At 43.8% G+C, this 21,471-nt stretch carries 21 protein-coding genes; 8 read left to right on the forward strand and 13 right to left on the reverse strand.

Annotated elements, in window-relative coordinates:
* Positions 1-17 precede the first annotated feature (17 nt).
* Together MSG34_RS00360 and MSG34_RS00365 are read left to right on the forward strand one after the other, a co-directional pair.
* The gene (locus MSG34_RS00360; protein ID WP_248335946.1) at positions 18-638 is read left to right on the forward strand and encodes a glutathione S-transferase; all 621 of its coding nucleotides are present in this window, start codon (positions 18-20) and stop codon (positions 636-638) included.
* Between the two features lie 150 nt (positions 639-788).
* Positions 789-2,465 carry an RluA family pseudouridine synthase gene (locus tag MSG34_RS00365; protein ID WP_248335947.1) on the forward strand — a complete coding sequence of 559 codons (1,677 nt, stop codon included), beginning with the start codon at positions 789-791 and terminating at the stop codon, positions 2,463-2,465.
* A gap of 79 nt (positions 2,466-2,544) precedes the next feature.
* Here the strand turns inward: MSG34_RS00365 and MSG34_RS00370 are convergent, their stop codons facing one another.
* A complete protein-coding gene (locus MSG34_RS00370; protein WP_248336495.1) occupies positions 2,545-2,925 on the reverse strand; it encodes a DoxX family protein in 381 nt (126 codons plus the stop codon).
* Between the two features lie 117 nt (positions 2,926-3,042).
* Here MSG34_RS00370 and MSG34_RS00375 point away from each other — a divergent pair, with 117 nt between their 5' ends.
* The gene (locus tag MSG34_RS00375; protein ID WP_050634260.1) at positions 3,043-3,939 is read left to right on the forward strand and encodes a LysR family transcriptional regulator; all 897 of its coding nucleotides are present in this window, start codon (positions 3,043-3,045) and stop codon (positions 3,937-3,939) included.
* A gap of 51 nt (positions 3,940-3,990) precedes the next feature.
* Here MSG34_RS00375 and MSG34_RS00380 read toward each other — a convergent pair whose 3' ends face one another.
* The 3 genes from MSG34_RS00380 to MSG34_RS00390 form a co-directional block, all read right to left on the reverse strand.
* On the reverse strand, positions 3,991-4,284 hold the full coding sequence (locus MSG34_RS00380) for a YkgJ family cysteine cluster protein (RefSeq protein ID WP_081090056.1): 294 nt from the start codon (positions 4,282-4,284) through the stop codon (positions 3,991-3,993).
* 175 nt (positions 4,285-4,459) lie between these two features.
* Entirely contained in the window at positions 4,460-5,644 is a 1,185-nt protein-coding gene (locus tag MSG34_RS00385; protein WP_248335948.1) for a D-alanyl-D-alanine carboxypeptidase family protein, read from the reverse strand.
* A gap of 178 nt (positions 5,645-5,822) precedes the next feature.
* Positions 5,823-6,410 carry a DUF4136 domain-containing protein gene (locus MSG34_RS00390; protein ID WP_248335949.1) on the reverse strand — a complete coding sequence of 196 codons (588 nt, stop codon included), beginning with the start codon at positions 6,408-6,410 and terminating at the stop codon, positions 5,823-5,825.
* Positions 6,411-6,678: 268 nt separating this feature from the next.
* On the opposite strand from MSG34_RS00390, the gene MSG34_RS00395 reads away from it, so the two are divergent.
* Positions 6,679-6,933: a YgjV family protein gene (locus MSG34_RS00395; RefSeq protein WP_017068159.1), complete on the forward strand. Its 255-nt coding sequence runs from the start codon at positions 6,679-6,681 to the stop codon at positions 6,931-6,933.
* A 134-nt stretch (positions 6,934-7,067) separates the two neighbouring features.
* Here the strand turns inward: MSG34_RS00395 and MSG34_RS00400 are convergent, their stop codons facing one another.
* Both MSG34_RS00400 and MSG34_RS00405 read right to left on the reverse strand, forming a co-directional pair.
* Positions 7,068-8,531, reverse strand: coding sequence for a sensor domain-containing diguanylate cyclase (locus MSG34_RS00400; protein WP_248335950.1), 1,464 nt, complete (start codon positions 8,529-8,531; stop codon positions 7,068-7,070).
* Positions 8,532-8,826: 295 nt separating this feature from the next.
* On the reverse strand, positions 8,827-11,994 hold the full coding sequence (locus tag MSG34_RS00405) for a glycosyl hydrolase family 18 protein (RefSeq protein WP_248335951.1): 3,168 nt from the start codon (positions 11,992-11,994) through the stop codon (positions 8,827-8,829).
* Positions 11,995-12,445: 451 nt separating this feature from the next.
* Here MSG34_RS00405 and MSG34_RS00410 point away from each other — a divergent pair, with 451 nt between their 5' ends.
* Positions 12,446-14,032, forward strand: a complete 1,587-nt coding sequence (locus MSG34_RS00410) for a BCCT family transporter (RefSeq protein WP_248335952.1) — start codon at positions 12,446-12,448, stop codon at positions 14,030-14,032.
* Positions 14,033-14,160: 128 nt separating this feature from the next.
* On the opposite strand, the gene MSG34_RS00415 is transcribed toward MSG34_RS00410, so the two are convergent.
* Positions 14,161-14,523, reverse strand: coding sequence for a RidA family protein (locus MSG34_RS00415; RefSeq protein WP_248335953.1), 363 nt, complete (start codon positions 14,521-14,523; stop codon positions 14,161-14,163).
* Positions 14,524-14,804: 281 nt separating this feature from the next.
* On the opposite strand from MSG34_RS00415, the gene MSG34_RS00420 reads away from it, so the two are divergent.
* On the forward strand, positions 14,805-15,251 hold the full coding sequence (locus MSG34_RS00420) for a DUF417 family protein (RefSeq protein ID WP_248335954.1): 447 nt from the start codon (positions 14,805-14,807) through the stop codon (positions 15,249-15,251).
* A 116-nt stretch (positions 15,252-15,367) separates the two neighbouring features.
* On the opposite strand, the gene MSG34_RS00425 is transcribed toward MSG34_RS00420, so the two are convergent.
* The 5 genes from MSG34_RS00425 to MSG34_RS00445 all read right to left on the reverse strand — a co-directional run bounded on the left by MSG34_RS00425 (position 15,368) and on the right by MSG34_RS00445 (position 18,603).
* A complete protein-coding gene (locus MSG34_RS00425) occupies positions 15,368-15,886 on the reverse strand; it encodes a GNAT family N-acetyltransferase (protein ID WP_248335955.1) in 519 nt (172 codons plus the stop codon).
* A 71-nt stretch (positions 15,887-15,957) separates the two neighbouring features.
* The gene (locus MSG34_RS00430) at positions 15,958-16,422 is read right to left on the reverse strand and encodes an acyltransferase (protein WP_248335956.1); all 465 of its coding nucleotides are present in this window, start codon (positions 16,420-16,422) and stop codon (positions 15,958-15,960) included.
* Positions 16,423-16,541: 119 nt separating this feature from the next.
* Positions 16,542-16,691, reverse strand: a complete 150-nt coding sequence (locus tag MSG34_RS00435; protein WP_248335957.1) for a hypothetical protein — start codon at positions 16,689-16,691, stop codon at positions 16,542-16,544.
* 94 nt (positions 16,692-16,785) lie between these two features.
* On the reverse strand, positions 16,786-17,142 hold the full coding sequence (locus tag MSG34_RS00440; protein WP_048615368.1) for a hypothetical protein: 357 nt from the start codon (positions 17,140-17,142) through the stop codon (positions 16,786-16,788).
* Positions 17,143-17,355: 213 nt separating this feature from the next.
* The gene (locus tag MSG34_RS00445; RefSeq protein WP_248335958.1) at positions 17,356-18,603 is read right to left on the reverse strand and encodes a RidA family protein; all 1,248 of its coding nucleotides are present in this window, start codon (positions 18,601-18,603) and stop codon (positions 17,356-17,358) included.
* A 780-nt stretch (positions 18,604-19,383) separates the two neighbouring features.
* Here MSG34_RS00445 and MSG34_RS00450 point away from each other — a divergent pair.
* Entirely contained in the window at positions 19,384-19,818 is a 435-nt protein-coding gene (locus MSG34_RS00450; protein ID WP_248335959.1) for a hypothetical protein, read from the forward strand.
* A 12-nt stretch (positions 19,819-19,830) separates the two neighbouring features.
* Positions 19,831-20,355 carry a hypothetical protein gene (locus MSG34_RS00455; RefSeq protein WP_248335960.1) on the forward strand — a complete coding sequence of 175 codons (525 nt, stop codon included), beginning with the start codon at positions 19,831-19,833 and terminating at the stop codon, positions 20,353-20,355.
* Between the two features lie 81 nt (positions 20,356-20,436).
* On the opposite strand, the gene MSG34_RS00460 is transcribed toward MSG34_RS00455, so the two are convergent.
* Positions 20,437-21,321 (reverse strand): AraC family transcriptional regulator, encoded by an 885-nt coding sequence (locus MSG34_RS00460; protein WP_017067592.1) that lies wholly within the window; start codon positions 21,319-21,321, stop codon positions 20,437-20,439.
* Positions 21,322-21,471: the final 150 nt, after the last annotated feature.

A 21,471-nucleotide genomic window follows, 5' to 3' on the forward strand; every position in this document is an offset into this window, starting at 1 on the left:
GTTAACTAGGTAGAATCATGATTACTTTGCATCACCTTAATAAGTCGCGCTCAAAGCGCATCATCTGGCTATTGGAAGAGCTTGGGGTAGATTATCAAATCAAACCCTACCAACGAGACAGTGTCACTTTTCTTGCACCACCAGAACTCAAATCCATTCACCCATTGGGTAAATCTCCTGTCATTGAAGACGATGGCGTCGTGATCACTGAATCTGGTGCTATCACGGAATACCTAATCGACAAATACGGTCAGGGTAAGTTCGCACCTACACGCGGCACCGCAGACTACGTGCAATATTCGCAATGGCTTCACTTCGCTGAGAGTTCAGGTATTTTGCCAATGCTACTTAAGATCTTTGTAATGAAAGACGGCTGTGAAACTAACTTCCTAGGCGGTTATGCAGACGATGAAAACCAAAAGATCTTAACTTACGTGAATAATGCACTTGAAGGTAAAACCTACTTGGTTGCAGACACACTAACAGGTGCAGATTTTATGATGTCGTTCATCGTAGAAATCGTGGGTAACTTTGGTGCAACTGCGCTTTACCCTAACATCGCTAAATACGGTGAACTTTTAAAGAGCCACCCTGCTTACCAAAAAGCTGAGCAAGTAGAGCTAGAACACTCGAACTGATCGAGTTTCACTCAAACACGTGCTTGCTAGGGTAAACACAAGAAACTAAATGAAGCCAAAGCCGATTTATCTTCTGCTTTGGCTTCTCATTTGTCTTCATTTCGACAACAATACCGAACTCTAACTGAACAGCCATAGAGTTTGATCTTAATGCCAGCAAACCTCGCTCAATACACACCTCTGCACCTAGCAAACACGAATGTAGATTTAGCGCTACCGACTCGCTTTACGTTTCCGTATTACTATACGCCGCACCCTGTGTGTGAATTCGCTATGCTGCAGCTTCAGCAATCACTTGTCGACTATGGTGTGAATGAAAACTCGCAAGGTAATCTCTATGCTGTGCTTCTTGTTCAGAATCCAACAACACAAGAGTTAGGCTACCTTTCTGCGTTTTCGGGCTTGCAGTTAGATCCGGCTGTGGTCTCTCAGTTAAACAACATTCACTTTGTTCCACCAGCGTTCGATTCAAAACAGTTTCAATCTCAGAACAGTGCGAACCTTGCTCGACAGTTGCAACTCGCGGACGACATTGAAAAGCTGCAACAGTCGCACAATCTAGACGCATTATTGGCCGAGCTTGAAGGGTTAAAAATCGAATCAGCACAAGCCATCGAAGCCTTTCAGTTAGCAATGGCCGCGAACAAAGCCCAACGTAGCGAACTCAGAGAGCAAGCCAATCAAGAAAAAGCATTAGGGAACCTAGAGTCAGCGGCAAACTTGCTCAAACAACTGGGTAATCAAAGTAGCCAAGAGAAACGTGACCTAAAAGCACTTCGTATTGAGTGGAAACAGAAGATCGCAGAGCGCCAATCACACGTTGATTTGATTGAAAGTGAACTGAAAAACCGTAAGCAAGATCACCAAGCAGTTTCACAGCAGTTGGAAACTCAACGTCTCTCTCACTATCGCTTTATCGATCAAGCCAAGCAATCTAAGAGTTTACTCGAGTTGCTCGATGGCAAAGATGCACTTGAAGGCTCTGGTGATTGCTGCCTACCTAAGCTACTTAACTTCGCCTTTGAACACCGGTTCAAGCCGCTAGCGTTGTCTGAATTTTGGTGGGGATTACCACCTACAGATATCATTCGACAACACGCAAACCTGTACCCTGTTTGTCAGAGCAAAAGCTTTGAGATCCTCGACCACCAGCTAAGTGATATTGAACTAGAAGATAACCCGCTTATCGTGAACCCTGCTGTAGGTAAGTCTTTTGATATTGTTTATGAAGACGACGAGATCGTGGTCGTCAATAAGCCTGAAGAGTTCTTGTCGGTTCCCGGTAAGTTCATCGAAGATTCTGTTTATACACGCATTAAAGCGCGTTACCCCGATGCGACCGGCCCTTTGATTATTCATAGATTGGATATGTCGACATCAGGTTTGTTGATCTTGGCGCTCACGGCAGAGTCAAACAAGCACATTCAGAAGCAGTTCATTGATAGAACCGTCGAGAAGCGCTACACCGCTTTGTTAGATGGTGAAATAACGGGTGAATCTGGCGATATCAGCCTTCCTTTGCGCGGCGACATCACGGACAGACCAAGACAACTGGTTTGCCACCAACACGGCCGAAATGCAGAGACCCATTGGCAAGCGGTGAGCACTCATAATGGCAAAACCAAGGTTCACCTATACCCTAAAACAGGGCGAACCCACCAGCTGCGAGTGCACTGTGCTTCTCCATTAGGGCTTGGTGTTCCGATTCGTGGTGACGACTTATACGGATACAAACGCGAACGCTTGCACCTACACGCGGGTTACCTAAAGTTGATTCACCCAACAACCGGTGAATGGATGGAATTTGAAGTGCCTTCTGAGTTTTAAATGATTTCTATTTTGTAGGGCTTCGTGCCCTACTCTTATTTTCTTTGCCTCTCACCTCTATCGCTACATACGAATAAACTTAGTACGCTGCAATGACCAAGAAGCCAGAGCCCAACAGAGTCACCATCGCGGGAATACCATCCTTCCACGTATCGAATCTCAAGTGAAAGTAAATCGCCCCTAGTGAAGTACTCGCTAATATCAAACCTCCCATCATTTGCGTATGTTCAGGAGCTAAACCAACCAAAGCACAGAGCAACAATACAGCTCCAGTAAACTCAACCATGCCAACTAGAAACATGACCACTCGGTTTAATCCATAGCTTTTAAAAAAACCAAGTTGGATTTCGAACACTTTACGCTGCCAAGCAAATGTCTTGATTGAGCTTACCAATAAAAAGAACACCACCAGTAATACACTCACCAATGAAATCATATTGCCACCTTTCTTAAGAATTATTAACGTCAGTGGGATTATTTAACCATTCATAAATCGAGCGATAAATGCTAATTTTATGATAGTTAAGATTCCAATTTGGAATGGTTGAGTTTAGATAGCAGACATAAGGCAAGTGGAATGGATAAAATTGAGTGTATTCGTATCTTCGTGGAAACTGCGCAGCTAAATAGTTTTACTGCTACTGCCAATAAACTCGACATGACACAAAGTGCCGTCAGTAAAAAGATTGCGTGGTTAGAAAGTGATTTAGGAATGACGCTGTTTCAACGAAACAGTCGCAAAATATCCCTAACCCATGCAGGCAAAGACTACCTCACTTATTGTGTCCGCTTCCTAGAAGAAATGTCCGCAATAGAAAGTCAGCTCAAACGAGAAACCGAGTCTGTAGAAGGTGAATTAAAAATATCCGCCCCAAGTGCCTTTTCAACCATGTTACTCAGTGAACCGCTTCAAGCATTCATTGAACAGCACCCGGGTATACGGATTAATCTCAGTGTTGACGACCGTATCGTTAATCTCAATGAACACAATATTGATGTCGCCATCCGCGCATCACAGCTGAAAGACTCAGGGCTAAAAGCGCGCTTGCTGTTTAATAACAAAGTTCACTACTTCGCCTCACCCGAATACCTAGAGAAACACGGAGCACCGCAACAGCCTCAAGAATTAATCAAACACCACTGCTTAACTTATTCACTGATGACGCCTGCGAATGAGTGGCGTTTTACCGACAAGAGCCACAAAGCCAGCAGTATTAAAGTAAATCAAATATTCACTTCAGACAGCCCAGAAATGCTGCTTAAGATGTCTCGTCAAGGTTTAGGTATTGTCGCTTTGCCGAATTGGATGGGTAAAGAGTTTGTAGAGAAAGGGGAATTAATACGGTTGTTGACAGATTGGAGTAATGACCAGTTACCAATGTACGCGGTGTATCATGCGAGCGACTATTTGCCCCAAAGAATCCGAGTGTTTATCGATTTTCTTGCGGAGTATTTGAGTTCAAGAAATAGTTAAAGCTCTAAGAACAGCTAGAGCTCAACTGAGATCGATAGCTAAGATAAAGTCCTAGCCCATTACATCCTTGCGCTGATCAACGCATTCATAAGAGCCCATTTCGAACTCACGACAGATCCATGGTCGGTTTTCATAGATAGTACACATCAGTGTTTCTCTATCTACCGCAGAACACCAGCCGTCATCTAAGCGCTTCATGGTTTCTCCGCCCCATTCATCGTAAGCGATGTGCTCTTCAGGTACGCCCGTATCTGTGATGATCATAACCTCTAAACGACAACAGCATGCCTGACAATTGGCACAGGTTACTTCGGGTTCGGTTACGTTCTTTATCTCTATCGTCATAAGTGACTACACTGCTAAATTTTGCGTATAGTAATCGAAACCGCCCGCCACGGCTAATAAAGATAGTGCGGCGCGGCGTTTTCATTGATGTAGAAATAACAAAGGGCGCTGTGATTCACTCACAACACCCATAATATTTCGACTTTTCAGCGCGGCTTATCGCCACAAGCTCTATTTAGAATAGGCTCGCGAAGAACAGCTTAACGTAGTCCATTAAACGTTTGAACAACCCGCCCTGTTCAACCGCCTCAAGCGCGATCAAAGGCTGAGTTTGAACATCTTCGCCATCAACGGTGTAATGAACCACACCTAGAGTTTGACCTTCTGCAATTGGCGCTTTCAGCTCAGAGCTAAGCTCGATAGATGCAGTCAGCTTTTTACTGTCCGACTTAGGCAACGTAATGAACGTGTCTTCTGCCACACCTAGTTTCAATGTGTCTTGCTCACCAAACCATACCTTCTCTTCAGCCACTTGATCGCCGCCTTTGTGCGGGTTTAGTGTATCGAAGAAACGGAAACCATAGCTCAACAGCTGTTTGCTGTCTGATTCACGGCTCTTAACGCTTGATGCGCCCATCACAACCGCGATAAGTCTCATCTCACCTTGTGTCGCTGAACTTGCCAAACTGTAGCCAGCACCAGAGGTGTAGCCCGTTTTCATGCCATCAACGGTTAAGCTTCTATCACGCAACAAGCCATTACGGTTGTGCTGTGTGATGCCGTTATAACTAAAAGAGCGCTCGCTGTATAAGCCATACACATCCGGTAAATCACGAATAATGGCACGACCGAGTAGCGCTATATCATAAGGAGTCGAATAGAGATCGTCAGCGTCTAAACCATGTGCATTGGCAAAATGGGTGTTTTCTAGCTTCAGAGAGGTCGCCCAAGAGTTCATCAGGTCGACGAATGCATCTTGCGAGCCCGCAACGTGTTCCGCAATCGCAACACTCGCATCGTTACCTGATTGAATAATCAAACCACGATAAAGGTCCATCATTGCTACATCAGTGTTTACTTCGATGAACATTTTTGAGGAGTCTGGGAAGTTCTTCGCCCACGCATTTTCACTGATTCGTACCTGATCATCAGCAGAAATGTTGCCTCGCTTCATCTCTTGACCTGCCACATAGCTGGTCATCAGTTTGGTCAAGCTCGCTGGGTTTAACTTAGTGTGTGCGTTTTTTTCTACCAGCACATCACCAGAATTAAAATCAATTAACACATACCCTTTTGCGCCTAGGCTAGGTGGGCTCGGTACTATAGAAGGTGCTGCGATAGCTGCATTACTTACCATCGCTGCGTTACTTACAATGAATATACTTAATAGAGGGAGAGAGTATTTGGAAAACAGTTTCATTGAATCAAACCTAAGTTAACGTTTTGAGCAGTATAGACAAATGCTAGCAAAAGAAGCGCGAACTTTACGTTGCTTTACGTATTTGTACCATTCGTTACAAATAAAAAAGTATAATCTGCGATCTGACCATATTTTCAACAACTAATATTGACTCAACAAATACATCTAACGCCTAATTCTATCGCTCAGGCATACGTCTAAATAACATTTCAACAAAGCCAGTAATACGCTGTTTGCTCTCGCTTGGCTCTAAATCGGGTTGGATGCCAGACTGTGCTAATGCTTGCCATTGTACGACCTCAGAGTTAGGTACGAAAAACGCAATGTACAACGATCCTTTCTCCGCAACTTTACCTTCACCATCGTAAAATGGCACACCAGTAGATAGCTTAATCGCATCGAAGATTGATTCATCGTTCAGTTCCGATTCTTCCGCTAATCCAAAGCCTACAACAACATCGCCGACACCATCCTGTTTTAACTGGTAACCTTTACTTGAGAGCTGTTCTTGAATCGAATCACGCACTAAATCGGTCACCACGGTTTCATCGTATTTTTGAGAAAGGTAAACCTTTTCTGATTCAGGGTACCAAGAGTACGTCATCACGCCGTGTTTCATAAAATCAAAGTCACCGCTAGTGACCACACCATAATTGTGCGAGGGTGGTATTTCTTGCGTGGTGCATGCGGTCAGCCCAATAGCCATCAAAGCCAATAGTGCTGCTTTTGTTATGCTTTTTGTTGCACAAATGGATCGCTTTATCATTCGAGACTTCCTTACCTATATAAGAATAACTATCAATTTAACCTCCAACATAAATAGTAATTATGTTAATAGAAAGGTCATTAAACGTTTGCGTAATCGCTAACCTTCACTTCTGTCCGTTTTGGGGGTTTAATCACAAAAACAGAGTTGGTATAGTTCATCCCGTTAAACAAAACCAGACCATTCGAGGCACGGAGCTTCCTCAATCATCTCATGAAGAGAAGAATTGGTACCGACAAAGTATCGGCAAATTTAAGAGGGTCAAACAATGGAATTCAATATGGTTGAAATTTTAGGTTACGCTGCGTCTATTATGGTCGCAATTTCATTAACAATGAAAGATATCGTTCGTCTGCGTGTCCTTAACTTTATTGGCTGTGCACTCTTCACAGCATACGGCATCATGATTGACGCATGGCCAGTTGCAGCCACCAACGGCTTTATCGCTTGTGTAAACATCTACTTCCTTGCAAAAATGCAAAAGGAAAAAAAAACGGAAGCGATGAAAGCAGCGAAAGCTTAAATTAGCGATTAGCCTTTCAAATAATTCTGAAAAAGCCCAAATAGAGTGATCTGTTTGGGCTTTTTTGTCTCTGTCGGTCTCAAAGCACGATTTGTGTGCATCAAATGTTTACGCGCATCGAGGGTTTCAACCGCTCACATGTAAGCAACGCGATATTCGTTCTCTCGATACGCTTGAGTGTTGTTACGCCCGCTCTCTTTTGCTTGATAAAGCGCTTTGTCGGCTTTATCGATAGCGGTTTCAATGTCAGTCAGTGCCTGAGTATGACAACACCCAATGCTGATTGTCACTGGCGACACCAAGCCTTGAAGTTGCTCAACATATAGCCGTAACGCCTCTGATAATTCGAATAACTCATGTTCATCACAATCAAACGTCACCAAAATAAACTCTTCGCCGCCATAGCGTGCAATCAAACGACGACGGTTAACAAATCTCTTAAGTGACTTTGCGACCGCACAGATAACTTGATCGCCTTGAGCGTGACCGTATTGATCGTTGACCCGTTTGAAATGGTCAATATCAAGCAAGATGACGCCGATATTCGTTATCGGATAAGGTGAATTCTGAGTAATTTTCAGTTTTAGCCGCTCGATAAAACTCCTTCGGCTAGGAAGCCCAGTAAGGTAATCGAGGCTTGCCACATCCAAGATTTTAAGATGACGATGCCGCAGATAAAGCACCAACACGACAATAATACTCAGCAAACTTACAACCAAAGCCACCAAACTAATAAACAACAGGCTATGATTTCGGTTAAGCTCGTGCTCTAAGATACCTGCAGAAATGACCCAATTAAGATAAGGGTAAAACTTGTAGAAGATGTTTTTGTTGGTCGTGCCACTATCACTGGAAATCGAGTAGATGAAGTGACCTTCTGGTTTGGTGGCGATTCGATCAATAAGCAGTTCAGACGAGTAACCTATTAAGGATTTCAATGACTTATGCTCATAATCCGGATGAAGCACTAAGTTACCTTGCAGATCGACAATGTACACATATCCGCTATCACCAAACGCGTACTTTCTAAGTTTGTCTTTTAAACCTTCAAGATCGACCAAATACATCAGTTCTTCTTTATAGGTCGTCGCAACCAAAGTGTTGCCACTCGGGAGCCTCATCGAATAGGCGACTTTGGCTCTACGGCTTATTTCATGAGGATTAGCGTGAAAGTACTCGATCATGCCAGAGTCAATAGTGAGCTGTTTTTGGATATGAGTAAGATGTCCGCGCTTCTTACCTTGCAAGAATGGATGATAAAGGTGGACGCCTTGTGGTGACATCAAATAGATATAACCCGATTGTCCAATGTGCAATTCACGGGCAATTTGGCTTACCTGTTCAACTTCTTGTTCTGGCGTGGTATGCCATACATGAGACGCAACGGTATCCGTAATTCCTTTAAGATATGTCTTTATCGCCTCATTAACTGTGGTGTCGACAATATCGTAACTCGCGTTCACAATCGTACGAAAAAACAGTTGGTTAGATTCCAACAATGACCTTTCAGTTCGATTAAATTGAAAGGCAGAAAGAATCATCGACACGACGGCGAGCGCAATTGAAAAATTAAGAATGTATTTACGTCTGACTTTCAAGATTACCCCGTAGATTTATAATTTCAGGTAACGCTGTGACTTCTCTTATATACAGACTGTTTTATATCATGTTTTTGTTTTTTACTGAACGAGTGTCGATATTTTTAAGGGTTTCTATACGCAATCTGTGATTTATAACAAAAACGCCGAACTGGATTCAGTTCGGCGTTTTGATTTTACGTTTAAATTGATGACTTTATTTATACTAAAGCCCTGATAAATAGACTTAAAAGCATTCGCATTTATTACCTATTACTACGCTCTATTGTCTATAAATAGATTGCTTAGCATTAAATTAGGAACAAACCTGAGTCCAACTACCATCGCTACCCGGCTCAGAACTTGTCCACCAGTTTGCTTGGTAAACACTACCGTTGTGAACCACTTGGTCTCCTGTGTTTGCATGGCTTGGGTTACCCGCCCAATCTTTCTGAGGTAAGTCTGGGTAAACCGCTAAACCAGCTGTATCACATGTACCAGGGTTGGTGCCGCCATCGCCAGGGTTACCGCCACCTGAACTGATATCACCTAATGGTAGATCTGGCTGCTCGAAGCTAAACGCGTAATCAACGCCACCGACATTCACCGCGTAGTTAGCAGGGCCTGAGATTGGTAAGTAATACACCATATCTAGCTCATACACACCGCCAGCAGGAAGCTCTTCCCATGTCGGCAAAGTAAACGCTACTCGGTGCATGGTTCCATCTAATCCACCGATGTTATCCGCACGAGTATGACCTGAAGCAATCACCGTCAAACCACCACCCGATTGATCTTTTGCATTATCAGGCGCAGACACAGGAATATCGAATTGGAACTCGGTACCGCCCGGAAGTGCTTGCCCTGTGTTGTTTGTAAACGTGATCTTAGGGTTAATTGGGTAGTTTTGGTCACCAACTTTGAAGCCACCAACCGATACCGAAATATCTAATGCTTCTGTTGGAATAGCACCCGTCGCTACCTTGTTTCCATATGGAGTCGCAGACTTAAACTTATCGTAGATAGCTTTCGTCATGGTGTTACCCATGTGGAACTCACCGTTACCGCTATTACACGCTTGTTCAGTTGTATCGATAGACGTTCGATTGCCATTCGCATCGAGTACATAACAGTTGTAATCCCCTGCTAGTTCCCAGAACATGATGCCGCCGATCTCTTTGTCGATAACGTAGTCCGCTTTCACGTCGATAGACTGTTTATCTTCCGTCGAAAGGAATACACCCTTCTCTGCGTTCCACAACCAAGGCGCAACCGCCACGCTGTCATAGTTTCTCGTGTAAGTGCCCGTTAGAACATCTGAAGGATCATTCACTGGATCAAGCTTGTAAGCGTCAGCATAAGAACCCCAAATACCTTTCTCTAGGTTCTTCGCGTGCCACATTGGGTTAGAACCCGCGCCCATTTCGTTACCTTTTGGATCGGTATCATGCCACATGTTATCGATACCAATAGCGCCATGGCCACAGTTGTTTTTCTCGCCTTCCCCAGTGCCCGCTGAACATTCAGATTGGTTTGGCAGTGCTGCTCGGCCCCAAAGACCATTCTCACCACCCGTTACGCCTTGCCAACCACGAGTGTAGTAAGGCACACCAATGTTAATACGGCCTGCTGGCATAGAACCACGGAAGTAATGGTAAGCCCAATCCGTGTTCAGATAACCAATACCACCGTAAGCCGCCGTGTCGTATACGTTCCACTGCGCTAGCTCTGAATCTTTACCTGTATCAAACAAGGCTGCGTTATGACCAACGTGATCGTTCCACGCACCGTGAAGGTCGTAAGACATGATGTTCACGTAATCGAGATACTTGGTCACATCGAATGTTTCCATACCGCGTAACAGGTAACCAGAAGAAGGCGCCGCGATCGTTAACATGTAGTGATTGCCATCTTGCGCAGAGGCAGCATCGAGCTTCTCACGTAGCACTTTCATCAACACTTGATATGAAGCCCATAGGTATTGACGACGTGGTTCCATGAAGTCTTTGTCGTAAGGATTACCGGCACCCGCCATTGAGGTTGGGTATTCGTAATCGATATCCAGACCATCGAACTGGTATTTACGAAGCATTTCAACAGCGGAAGTGGCGAATGTTTCGATACCTTGATGATTGATAGATCCGTCGGCATTGGTTGTCATTGTGTAGAAACCACCATCAGCCACTCGGCTGCCGTCAGTGGCAAAGTGACCACCGGTTTCTGCCCAACCACCGATTGAGATTAGCGTTTTCACGCCGTGTTTTTTCTTCGCTGTCGCTAATGCACCAAAGTGACCTTTAAAGCCCAATGCAGGGTCAACTTCCACGCCCGGCCACTCTTTGCCAACCGCAGCGTTTTCAGGATCATTCACATCACCGACGTTTACTTTGCCATCTGAGCCGATGCTCACAAAAGCGTAGTTAATGTGTGTAAGTTGTTCCCAAGGGATGTCATTTACTAAGTAAGCAGCTTGTGGGTCATCCCCTGCACGCCAACTTGTGAAGTAACCAATGACACGACGTGGGTGATCCGCGCCCATTTTCTCACGGCCTTCATCATCGTAAATCGTACAGTAAGGAACATCGACACCTTGAGTTTGATACAAGCCATCAGGGCGACATGTGCTCACTGTTGGAGCGCCGTTCACAGTCAACGATACCAACGCAGAATCTACAGTCGCACCTTGGTCGTCTGTTGCTTTCGCGTAAACCGCTAAAGAACCCGCTTGAGTCGTTGTGTAATCTAACGTGTAAGGGCTCGTTGCTGCTGTACCCACAAGAGCACCCGCTACGTAGAAATCAACCTTATCAACCGTGCCATCGCTATCTGCTGCCGTTGCTGTCAGTGTGACTACACCACCAACATCAACAGATGTCACTGAAAGTGCAACTGAAACTGTCGGTGCTTCATTCCCTGGTTGTGCTGAATCAACAGAGACAGAAACCGCACTTGCAACACTTGCTGCGCCTTCATTATCCGTTGCAACAACAGAAACCTGATGATTACCCGACGTTGCAGCCCAAGTCGCTTCGAAAGGTGCCGCTGTGACTACCGCAACTGATGTGCCATCAACAAAGAACTCAACCGAAGCCACACTGCCATCAGAATCTAGCGCTGTTGCACTCAACACAACATTGTCGCCTTCAGTGATCACGTCAGAAGCAGTGGGTGCCGTTAATGAAGCCGTTGGTACTTCATTCGGCGTACCGCCACCTCCGTCGCCGCTACATACATCGACTTTCTTCCATTGTGCGTAGTCGCCTTCAAATTGGCTTGGGTTGTTATTTTGATTCCAGTAATTTGCCGTATAAGCACTGCCGTCATGTGAAACCTGATCACCACCTGTGTATACAGTGGCAGAGTCCCACGTTTCTAATGTTGAGCAATCCACAGCCGCATAGCTGTTGAACGCCATTAAGCATGACGCGGTGAGCGTACTGAGTGTAAAAACCTTCTTGGCCACTCTTCCTTGATTTAGGTGCATGTTAGCTATCCCTTAAGTTGTTGTTTCAAGATGTTTAATTTAAATGGGACTTTCCTCGCCACTTAAATCTCTTCGCAAAACAACTGTAGGTAACAGCGCCAATTTAACACCTAAAATATTCAGTATTTATAAAATGACTCGCATTAATTTGTTTATAGCATGCAATGAGTCGACACTTATTTTGCACCAACAACTAATATTAATTTATTTCGGAAAGCTAAAAAATAACGTCTCAAAAATCAGAAGTGGGATTTGGATTTGAGAAAAAAATTCGTATCAAAACTAGCCAAAAAGTAGTGATTTAAAGGCGATTTGGGATTCTTTTGGGAATTCGCCCACTTTTTGATAACAAATGTGTTAGTATCGGCGGCTTTTTTGACGAACCTCACATTTCTATGCAAGTGTGGGAGAAATACATAGGCTTGAAAGAGCCAAATATAGCGAAGAAATAATGTCCAACTTGACGCAAGTCGCCAACGAAAACATCAACGCAGAATCTACTTCTATCGATTTCAATAAAGCTCAATCTTTGGGTGAAAAACTGGAACTCGGAAACCCAGTCTTTTGGCTTAGTGGCAGTTTTTTAACCCTCTTTGTCATCCTAGCCTTCACCAACACCTCCGTGTTGTCCGAACTTGTAAACATCGGCTTTAGTTATTCAACTAAGTGGTTCGGTGCTTTCTGGCAAGTCCTACTACTTCTCAACTTCATTATCGGTTTAGTGCTTGCACTAGGTCGCACCGGCCACGTTCGCTTAGGAACGCTTGCCCTACCTGAAATGACCACCTTTAAATGGATGTCTATCGTCCTATGTACGCTGCTAGCCGGCGGTGGTGTGTTCTGGGCAGCCGCAGAGCCTATCGCTCACTTTGTTTCAGCTCCGCCACTGTATGGCAACGCAGATCCTCAAGCGATGGCGTTCAATGCTCTATCACAATCTTTCATGCACTGGGGTTTCCTTGCATGGGCAATCTTAGGTGGTTTGTCTTCCATCGTGTTAATGCACTTGCATTACGACAAAGGCCTTCCTCTTAAGCCTCGCACTCTGCTTTACCCAGTACTTGGCGACAAAGCGATTAACAGCTGGGTTGGTAACGTTGTCGACGCATGCAGCATCGTGGCTGTAGCCGCAGGTACTATCGGCCCTATCGGCTTCCTTGGCCTACAAATCAGCTACGCGCTAAGCGAACTGTTTGGCATTTCAGACAGCTTTGCAACTCAGAGTGTTGTTATTATCTTTGCTATCGCAATGTACACACTGTCTGCATTGAGTGGCGTGAACAAAGGTATCCAACTGGTAAGCCGTTACAACATCATCTTATCAGTGTGCCTAATCGGCTACATTCTGCTAGTAGGCCCAACGAGCTTCATCGTTGATGGCTACCTGCAAGGTATGGGCGAAATGGTTGATAACTTCATCCCAATGGCGCTATACCGCCAAGATACAGCATGGCTAGGCGGCTGGACGGTATTCTTCTGGGGTTGGTTCTTAGGTTATGGCCCAATGATGGCTATCTTCATTGCTCGCATCTCACGTGGCCGTACTATTCGCCAAATGATCGTTTCTATCAGCATCGTTGCACCGCTTGTAACGTGTTTCTGGTTCAGCATCGTTGGTGGTAGTGGTCTAGCGTTTGAATTAGAGAACCCAGGTGTGATTTCTAACGCGTTCGAAGGCTTTAACCTTCCAGCTGTTCTTCTAGCAATTACAGCACAACTGCCGTTTCCTACTTTGATTGCGATTTTGTTCTTGATCCTGACGACCACGTTCATCGTGACAACAGGTGACTCAATGACTTACACAATCAGTGTGGTAATGACAGGAACAACAGAGCCGAACGCAGCCGTACGTACCTTCTGGGGTATCATCATGGGTGCGGTAGCAATTGCACTTATCTCAATGGGCTCTGGCGGCATTTCTGCCCTACAGTCGTTCATTGTAATCACTGCGGTTCCTGTTTCGTTCATCTTACTGCCGTGTCTATGGCACGCTCCGAAGATCGCGAAGCAGATGGCAAGAGATCAAGGTCTCGCTTAATACCTAATCCGATTTAGTTTCAGATAACCTAGAACACTAAAAAGCCACTCAAGTGATTCACCTGAGTGGCTTTGTTTTATCTGTTCGTTACATGTATCGACGAAGCTTAGTTCTACCGATAGTTCGGCTTATTGAAACTTTCCACCCGCAGCAACCATGAATGACATTTCAACCAGTAGTTCAGGATTAGCAAGTTCTGCTTTCACGCATGCACGGCTTGGGGCGCAACCTTCAGGGAACCACGCTTCCCACACTTCATTCAGTGCATCAAAGTTAGCGAAATCCGTTAGGTAAATAGTCACTGACAATACGCGAGATTTATCACTGTCTACCAAACTCATCATTTCTTCAGCTTGTTCGAAGATTTGCTGAACCTGACTCTTAATTCCTGCCGTTGTATCCGTCTCTGGTACTTCAACAAAGCTCGCAATACCGTTAAAAACAGTCACATCAGACCAACGCTTGGTCGGGTTAATTCTATGAATTTTCACTGGTTATACTCTTCTTATAATTAGGGTGAACATCAGCGTAATCTAATCCAAATCGTGAATATTGAAAACAAAAATTGCAAAGCTCGCGTTACCTTTTGAACAGCACTATCGCCTACCCATTGCTTTGGTTCTCAACATCACCAGCCTTCAAGTTCCTATCGAGACAATAAGTCGTTACCTATTAAGTTTTTAGATAAATATATTAAGTATTATTCACGGCGCGAAATTTAATCTGAGCTCTTGCGGTCATATTCAGGGATTTTATTAAATGGAGTATTTTTATGCATGTTCAAACCTATGATTTAAAACAGAGTAATGTGGGATATAACCTTGGAGTGGTTGGAGTAGCATTAGTGCTCGCTTGGATTGGTATTTATAAGTTTACGCCAACCGAAGCGATGCTTATCGAGCCTTTAATCGCAAACCACCCTGCAATGAGCTGGCTTTACAATCTGTTTTCAGTACAAGCTGTGTCTAACATGGTGGGTGGCGCGGAGATCATTGTCGCGATTGGATTGATCGTTGGATTTAAGAAGCCGACAGTAGCCTTCTATTCAGGCATTGCAGCAGCGGCTATCTTTGTTGTGACACTCAGCTTCCTGATTACAACGCCAAACGCTTGGAAAGTATCGGATGGCATCTTAGTCACTAACTTCTTCCTAGTGAAAGATATCCTGTTTTTAGCGATCGCAATTAGCGTAATCGAACGTAACAAACCTCAAAAGTAACTGTAAATCTAGAAATGGCCAAAACCTAGAAGTACCCTTAAACCTTGAAATAAAAAGGCTCGAAGCTGGCTAGAAGGACGCTGCCAGCTTCTAATGTATAAGGCACTGATAGTCACCTAGTCAGCTAAAACCTTACGATAATAATTTGCATCTTTATGTTCTCCTTTGAACACCGCGTAACTCTCAACGCGCTCAACTAACTCAAAGTCTGTATTGGATAAGATTTTATTTGAGCCAACATTACCTACTAACGCATAGGCATCAACATATTTAAGATTGGTCTGCTGCGTCAAATAGTCTAGAAGCTGCTTTACTGCGTTAGACGCAATGCCTTTTGAAGCAAAGGAATGACCAACTCGATAGCCTAGCTCTCCACTTTCAGAGCTTTGGTCGATATCGCGAATGTTGATTCTTCCACAGACAATGCCATTGGCGTCTTTGATCAACATAGGGATCATCTCGCCGTTCTTATATTCAGTGAGAAAGCTCGTAATTTGCTCGGCAACACCCTCATAGGAATAGAAACGGCCTTCCCTCGCTGGAACAAATTGCTCAAACCACTCTCTATTTTCGACCTCAAAATCCAAGAGCGCATTCGCGTCATGCGGTTGAAGTAAGTGTAAAAATACATCCATAACAAATACTCTAATGTTTCACTAAAAAGCCGCACCTTATGATTCATGAACCACGGCTTATTAATTCAGACTTACGGTAAATCTCTTAATTTCTTGGCTGGGTTACCTGCGTAGATACCTTTTTCGGTGATGTCTTTCGTTACCACACTGCCCGCGCCGATTACTGCACCTTCACAAATGCTCACAGACAGAACCGTAGCGTTAGAACCGATCGTGACGTTGTCAGCTATCAAGGTACGTCCCCAACTATCTGGGTTAGGATCTGGCCTGCCCTCTTTGAATAAATCGTTGGCAAACATGACTCCGTGACCAACAAAGCAGTCACTTCCAATGGTCACATACTCGCAGATAAAGGTGTGAGATTGAATCTTACTTCTCGCGCCTATCACAGTGTTCTTTTGAATCTCAACAAAGGGGCCAACGAACACATCATCTTTAAGCTCACAGCCATAAACGTTGCTTGGTTCGATGATAGTCACATTCTCGCCACACGTAATATCAGTAATCTGTGACTTTAATACTCTTGGACTTGCCATACTTCACTTCCTCTCGACATTAGCGTCACAATTCAACCTAAGCGATTGTGCCGTATGCATTAAAGTGCATCAAACAGATGTGTTGGAGAGTTGGTAATGGATCAAAGATTCTGCATAAATTAAAACAGTCCCACCAGCACAACTGACAACAACACCCCGCTAATAAAACTCGGGGCGTGGAATGGCCGAGCCCGAGATTTAATGTACTCTTTCTGAAGGTCTTCTTGGTAAGTTTTAACGGCGAGTTCTTTTACGTAATTATTTTGCATAATAAGCTCCTTCTTAATCAGTAAGAGAAGCTTAAGACTTGAAGTTAGGTTGAGGTAAAGCAAAAAATCAGATTAATTGAACACTTTATTTTTGTTACTCAAGGATTACCCTGAACACATCGTTATTCACGCCGCCAACATCTACTAACTCTCCCGGTTTCATTAGAAGCGAGGTGTTCAGCTGTCGTGTTGAACGTGGCTCTTTTGTTTCTCGAATCACTAACATATCGACAAAATAGCCTGAGTCTTGCTTTGATATTGAGCCCGAAAACGTAACGCTTTCAACCCTATCGGCAAGGACTGAATTGAATGTTTTATCTTCTAAAACACCCGCGGAGATGGATGTATCACCATAAAATAGCGTGATGGTTGTTGGGTCGGGTACCAACTCTTGATTGGACGAACACCCTATTAGGGTAAGGCATAGCAGTAAAATGGCTCGAAATTGCATAAACTGGTTTTCTTTATTACGTTAAGCGTCTGTTTTTCATATTAAAACACTTCAACCTTATAAATACCATGTTTACAGGATAAGCTTAGGTGTGTAGCTTCGATGGACTTGAGTAATGAGGTGAACGGATCAGATCTCGGCCTGTTGAGTTTGCTCCCTATTTAGAAGCTAAACCGAGATCTGATCGATATTATCGAGAAGGGTTCAATTGATTTATGCAACAACGTCTTGTGGAGGTGTCCCTTCACAGTTAGAAACGACAGCATCAATTTGTACTAAAGCATTCATTGGGATTTCTGAAACCCCTACTACCGTTCTTGCAGGCAGCTCAGCGCTAAAGAATGTGGTGTAGATTTCGTTTACCGTATCAATATCTGAAATATCCTTAAGTTGAATATTAATTTTCACCGTATCGTCCATGCTATGGTCAACGCTTTCTATTATCGCCTTAATATTATTTAAACATTGTTCAGCTTGTTCTTTTACACCACCAGCAACAATTTCATTTGTTTTCGGGTCTAAAGGTAATTGTCCTGAAATATGATTGTAGTGAGAGAAAGCCACAGTATGCGAATAAGGCATAAATGGCGCAGCATCGGTATTCTTAGCTTCAATAACCAGTAAGCAAGTGTCTTCTGGTAATTGCGGCGGTGTACCGTCGCCATGTGAAACGGATGTATCAATTTGAATTAAAGCACCCATTGGTAATTCAGCGGCATTAACAACGGTACGAGCAGGTACGTAGCTTGGGAAGAATTTAGCACATACTTCATTTACCACTTCCGCATCTGCGATATTTTTTAGGTAGATAGTCGTTTTAACCACATCATTCATGACATGACCGATGCTTTCTAGAATAGCTTTAATGTTTGATAGACATTGCGCTGTTTGCGCTTTGATACCACCATCAACTAACTCACCTGTGGCTACATCTATAGGCAACTGAGCTGAAAGATTGTTGTAGTGAGAAAAGGCTGCAGTCTGCGTGGACACAGCACTTTGAGGTGCATTATCCGTATTTCTTGAGACCTTGATTAGAGCGCAAGGAGCTTGTGGTTTAGTACCTTCACCGTTAGAAATGAGAGCATCCATTTGAACCAGCGCATCGCTGTTTGGCAATGCAGCGACACCCACGACAGTACGTGTTGGCAGGCTGTTGTGGAAGAAGCTTTTGTAAACTTCATCAATAGCATCGATATCAGAAATATTCTTAACGAAAACATGAATCTTCACGACATCATCCATAACATGGTCGATGCTTTCAACAATCGCTTTAATATTATTCAAACATTGTGTGGCTTGATTTTTAATATCACCGATGACTATTTCACCCGTTTTAGGGTCAATCGGAAGTTGAGCAGAAAAGTTATTATAATGAGAAAAAGCGACCGTTTGTGTAGATACAGAATTAATTGGTGCGTTTTCAGTGTTTCTTGAAATTTTAATGATATCGCTACTCATCGGTATTATCCTTTTAATAAAATAGGTATACGTATTTATATTTAACAATCGTATTTGGAAGAATGATTAAAGTAGCGCCATGTTAGTTTAATTGTTTTAGGAGAAACGTGATAACCGTCAGGCTATCACTTGACTATAAATCAGCACGTTACAGAATAATTAGTCACAACACGACTAATTATCCGCAATACGAGCGCTAACCGAATAATAAATTCTTTTTATTTTTGAATATATTCAACAATTATGAATACTCTCTCAGATAGAGTGAGGAATAATTTTGGTAATTTATAAAGAATTTGATAGGTCGTTCACACTAAAGTTCTTAAAAACCGCTTACTGACTGTATTGTTTTATTTTTATTCTTATATACGTGCATAAAGTCTTAACCTAAATAACTAATTATTTTAGAGCGCTTTTACTATATAAATACATTAATAATAAATTAGAAATTCAAATACCAACATACTGAAATTACCTACAATTCAATACATTTGCTCATCTTGATTAACAAGGGAGTGATGTTCTCATAAGTTGTCCCTTTTCTAAGCCTGCTCTCTCACAACAGCCTGAGCAAATAGCTCATAGCTGAAACATGTTATGCATCAGACAAATAACTCTTATGTTTCAAGGTCATTATCCAACATATGCACGCCAAGATAGTATGCACGAAACATGAAGATCACTTATCGCTTCATTACGTTTAAAGCTATTTGTCGACCTCGAAGAGAGTTCAATATCAATGATTAAACGAATTTGTTTAATCAACTTGAGGATTAGAAAGTGAACAAAAGAACGAAACTGTTAGGCCTGAGCCTAGTTATGACCTCCCTCTCTGCTCTTGCTGGTGGTGGCTACATCACAGACCCAACCACTCACATTTCATTCAATTACGACAACGTGACCCTTGAGGTTGCTCAGCAAGAACTTGCAACATGCCAAGGTGTTGCTGAGTCAACGCTGACAGCACCTACAGAAACCAAGAAAGGAAGCGGCGTAAAAGGCGCAGCGAAAGGGGCGGCGGCTGGCGCTGCTGTTGGCGCTATCTCTGGCGGATCTGGCTCTGATGCGGCCAAGACTGGCGCGGCGATTGGTGTGGTATCCGGTAGAGTTAGCGGCCGACGAGCAGGGGCTCAGTCTGAAGAAGATAACAAAGCCATGTATGCGACGGTGTTGAGAAACTGCATGATTGATAAGAAATATAACGCCCTGAACTAAGGAGATTCGGCAATGACAAAGCTCATTAAAGCAAGAGTGTTAGCCGCTCTATTAGCAGGGTTTTCCGCTCCCTCTATGGCTGATATTGCTTTCGGCTTGGGGTATCAGGAGGGTGATAAACTCTCATCTCAATACGTCGACCTGATGTTTCGTGGTGACCTATTTGAGATTGGCGGTGAGTACCAGCATAGAAAGCGCGATGACATGTTGGAAGACATTAACGAAGACGCGATCAGTGACGGCATGGCGTTTGTAAAGGTCGGCGCAGGTTACAGCTTCCCCCTTAAACGCATCACGGTTCGCCCTTATTACAATTTCGGCATAGGTGGCGCTCAGCTCAGCGACAAGGCTGATGACGCGGCCAATCCTGACGCAACCTATTTCAACGCCCTCGGTGTATCGACTAAATGGAAATTTGCAGAACTCAAAATGGAGTGGAGAAACTACCAAGTGGACAGCGGGGAAGTGAACGGCGATCCGCTAGAGTTCGACATTGATGAGGATACGTTTAACGTCTCTATTGGTATGGCATTCTAGCGACTGGTTTTATGGGGCTAAACAAACTCGTTAGAGCAATGAAGCCTTCTACTTTCTCCCGCCAGTCAACAATATAAAGAACTACACCGCTCTTGGAGTCGTATTGAAGTGGCGCTTAAATTCGCGACTGAATTGGGATGGGCTCGAATAGCCGACTCGACGTGCAGCATCGCTGATTCGCAGGCCTTCTAGTTGAATCAGCTCTTTAGCTTTATTAAGTCTAACCTTCTTCAAGTATTGAAGAGGTGATTCAAACGTCACATTACGGAATGCATTGTGGAAGGCAGACACGCTCATGTTGGCTTCGTCAGCAAGCGATTGAACGGTGATGGTTTGGTCGTACTCTTCATGCACTTTAGAAAGCGCTTTGGCGACACGTGCGTAATGGCCATCATGATGAGCTAAATCAAACAGCACGCGCCCTTCTGAGCCGGTTAATGCGCGGTAGACAATCTCTGTCACCATGGCATCACCCAATATATTGGCTTCAATGTCACAATGCAGCGTTTTCACCAATCGGGTAAAGCTCTCTAGCATTTGCTCTTCCATTGGCGTCGATTCTAAGCCACTCGAGTTCTGTTTGTGCTTGTTGCAGTAGCTCTCTAGAAAGCCCTGGTCTTCGAGCTTTTTGACTAAGCTATGCAAGCGTTGAGAATCAATGCTAATCGACAAGCCAAGCAATGGTTCACCATTAACAGGCAAGGCTTCGCACTCTAACGGCATTGGCACACCCACCACAAGATAATCACCTGCAGCGTAAGTCACTGGCCTTTCGCCAATGTAGATGTTCTTTTTACCCTGTCCCAGCATGATAATGCCAGACTGGTAAGTAAATGGCTGACGCTGATTCCCGCCACTGCTTCTATACAACCACACGCCGCTAATTTCAGTTTCTCTGATCCCTTCGAGATCATCCCAACCTTTGTGTTCTACATAAGACTGTAATAACTGAGCGAGTGTTTTCATAAGTGGCGACTTTCCATTCCAGGTGCTAAGAGTAAGTAAGCTAAAGCAGAGAAAGAATATCAAGTTTGTAGAAATAGGCAATTTATTTGGAGGAACAGCTCTTCATTGACCTAGATTACTGTACTAATATGCAAATATAGAAATTGAGCA

Source organism: Vibrio sp. 1CM2L, assembly GCF_023161695.1.
In the GTDB taxonomy this organism is placed as follows: domain Bacteria; phylum Pseudomonadota; class Gammaproteobacteria; order Enterobacterales; family Vibrionaceae; genus Vibrio; species Vibrio coralliirubri.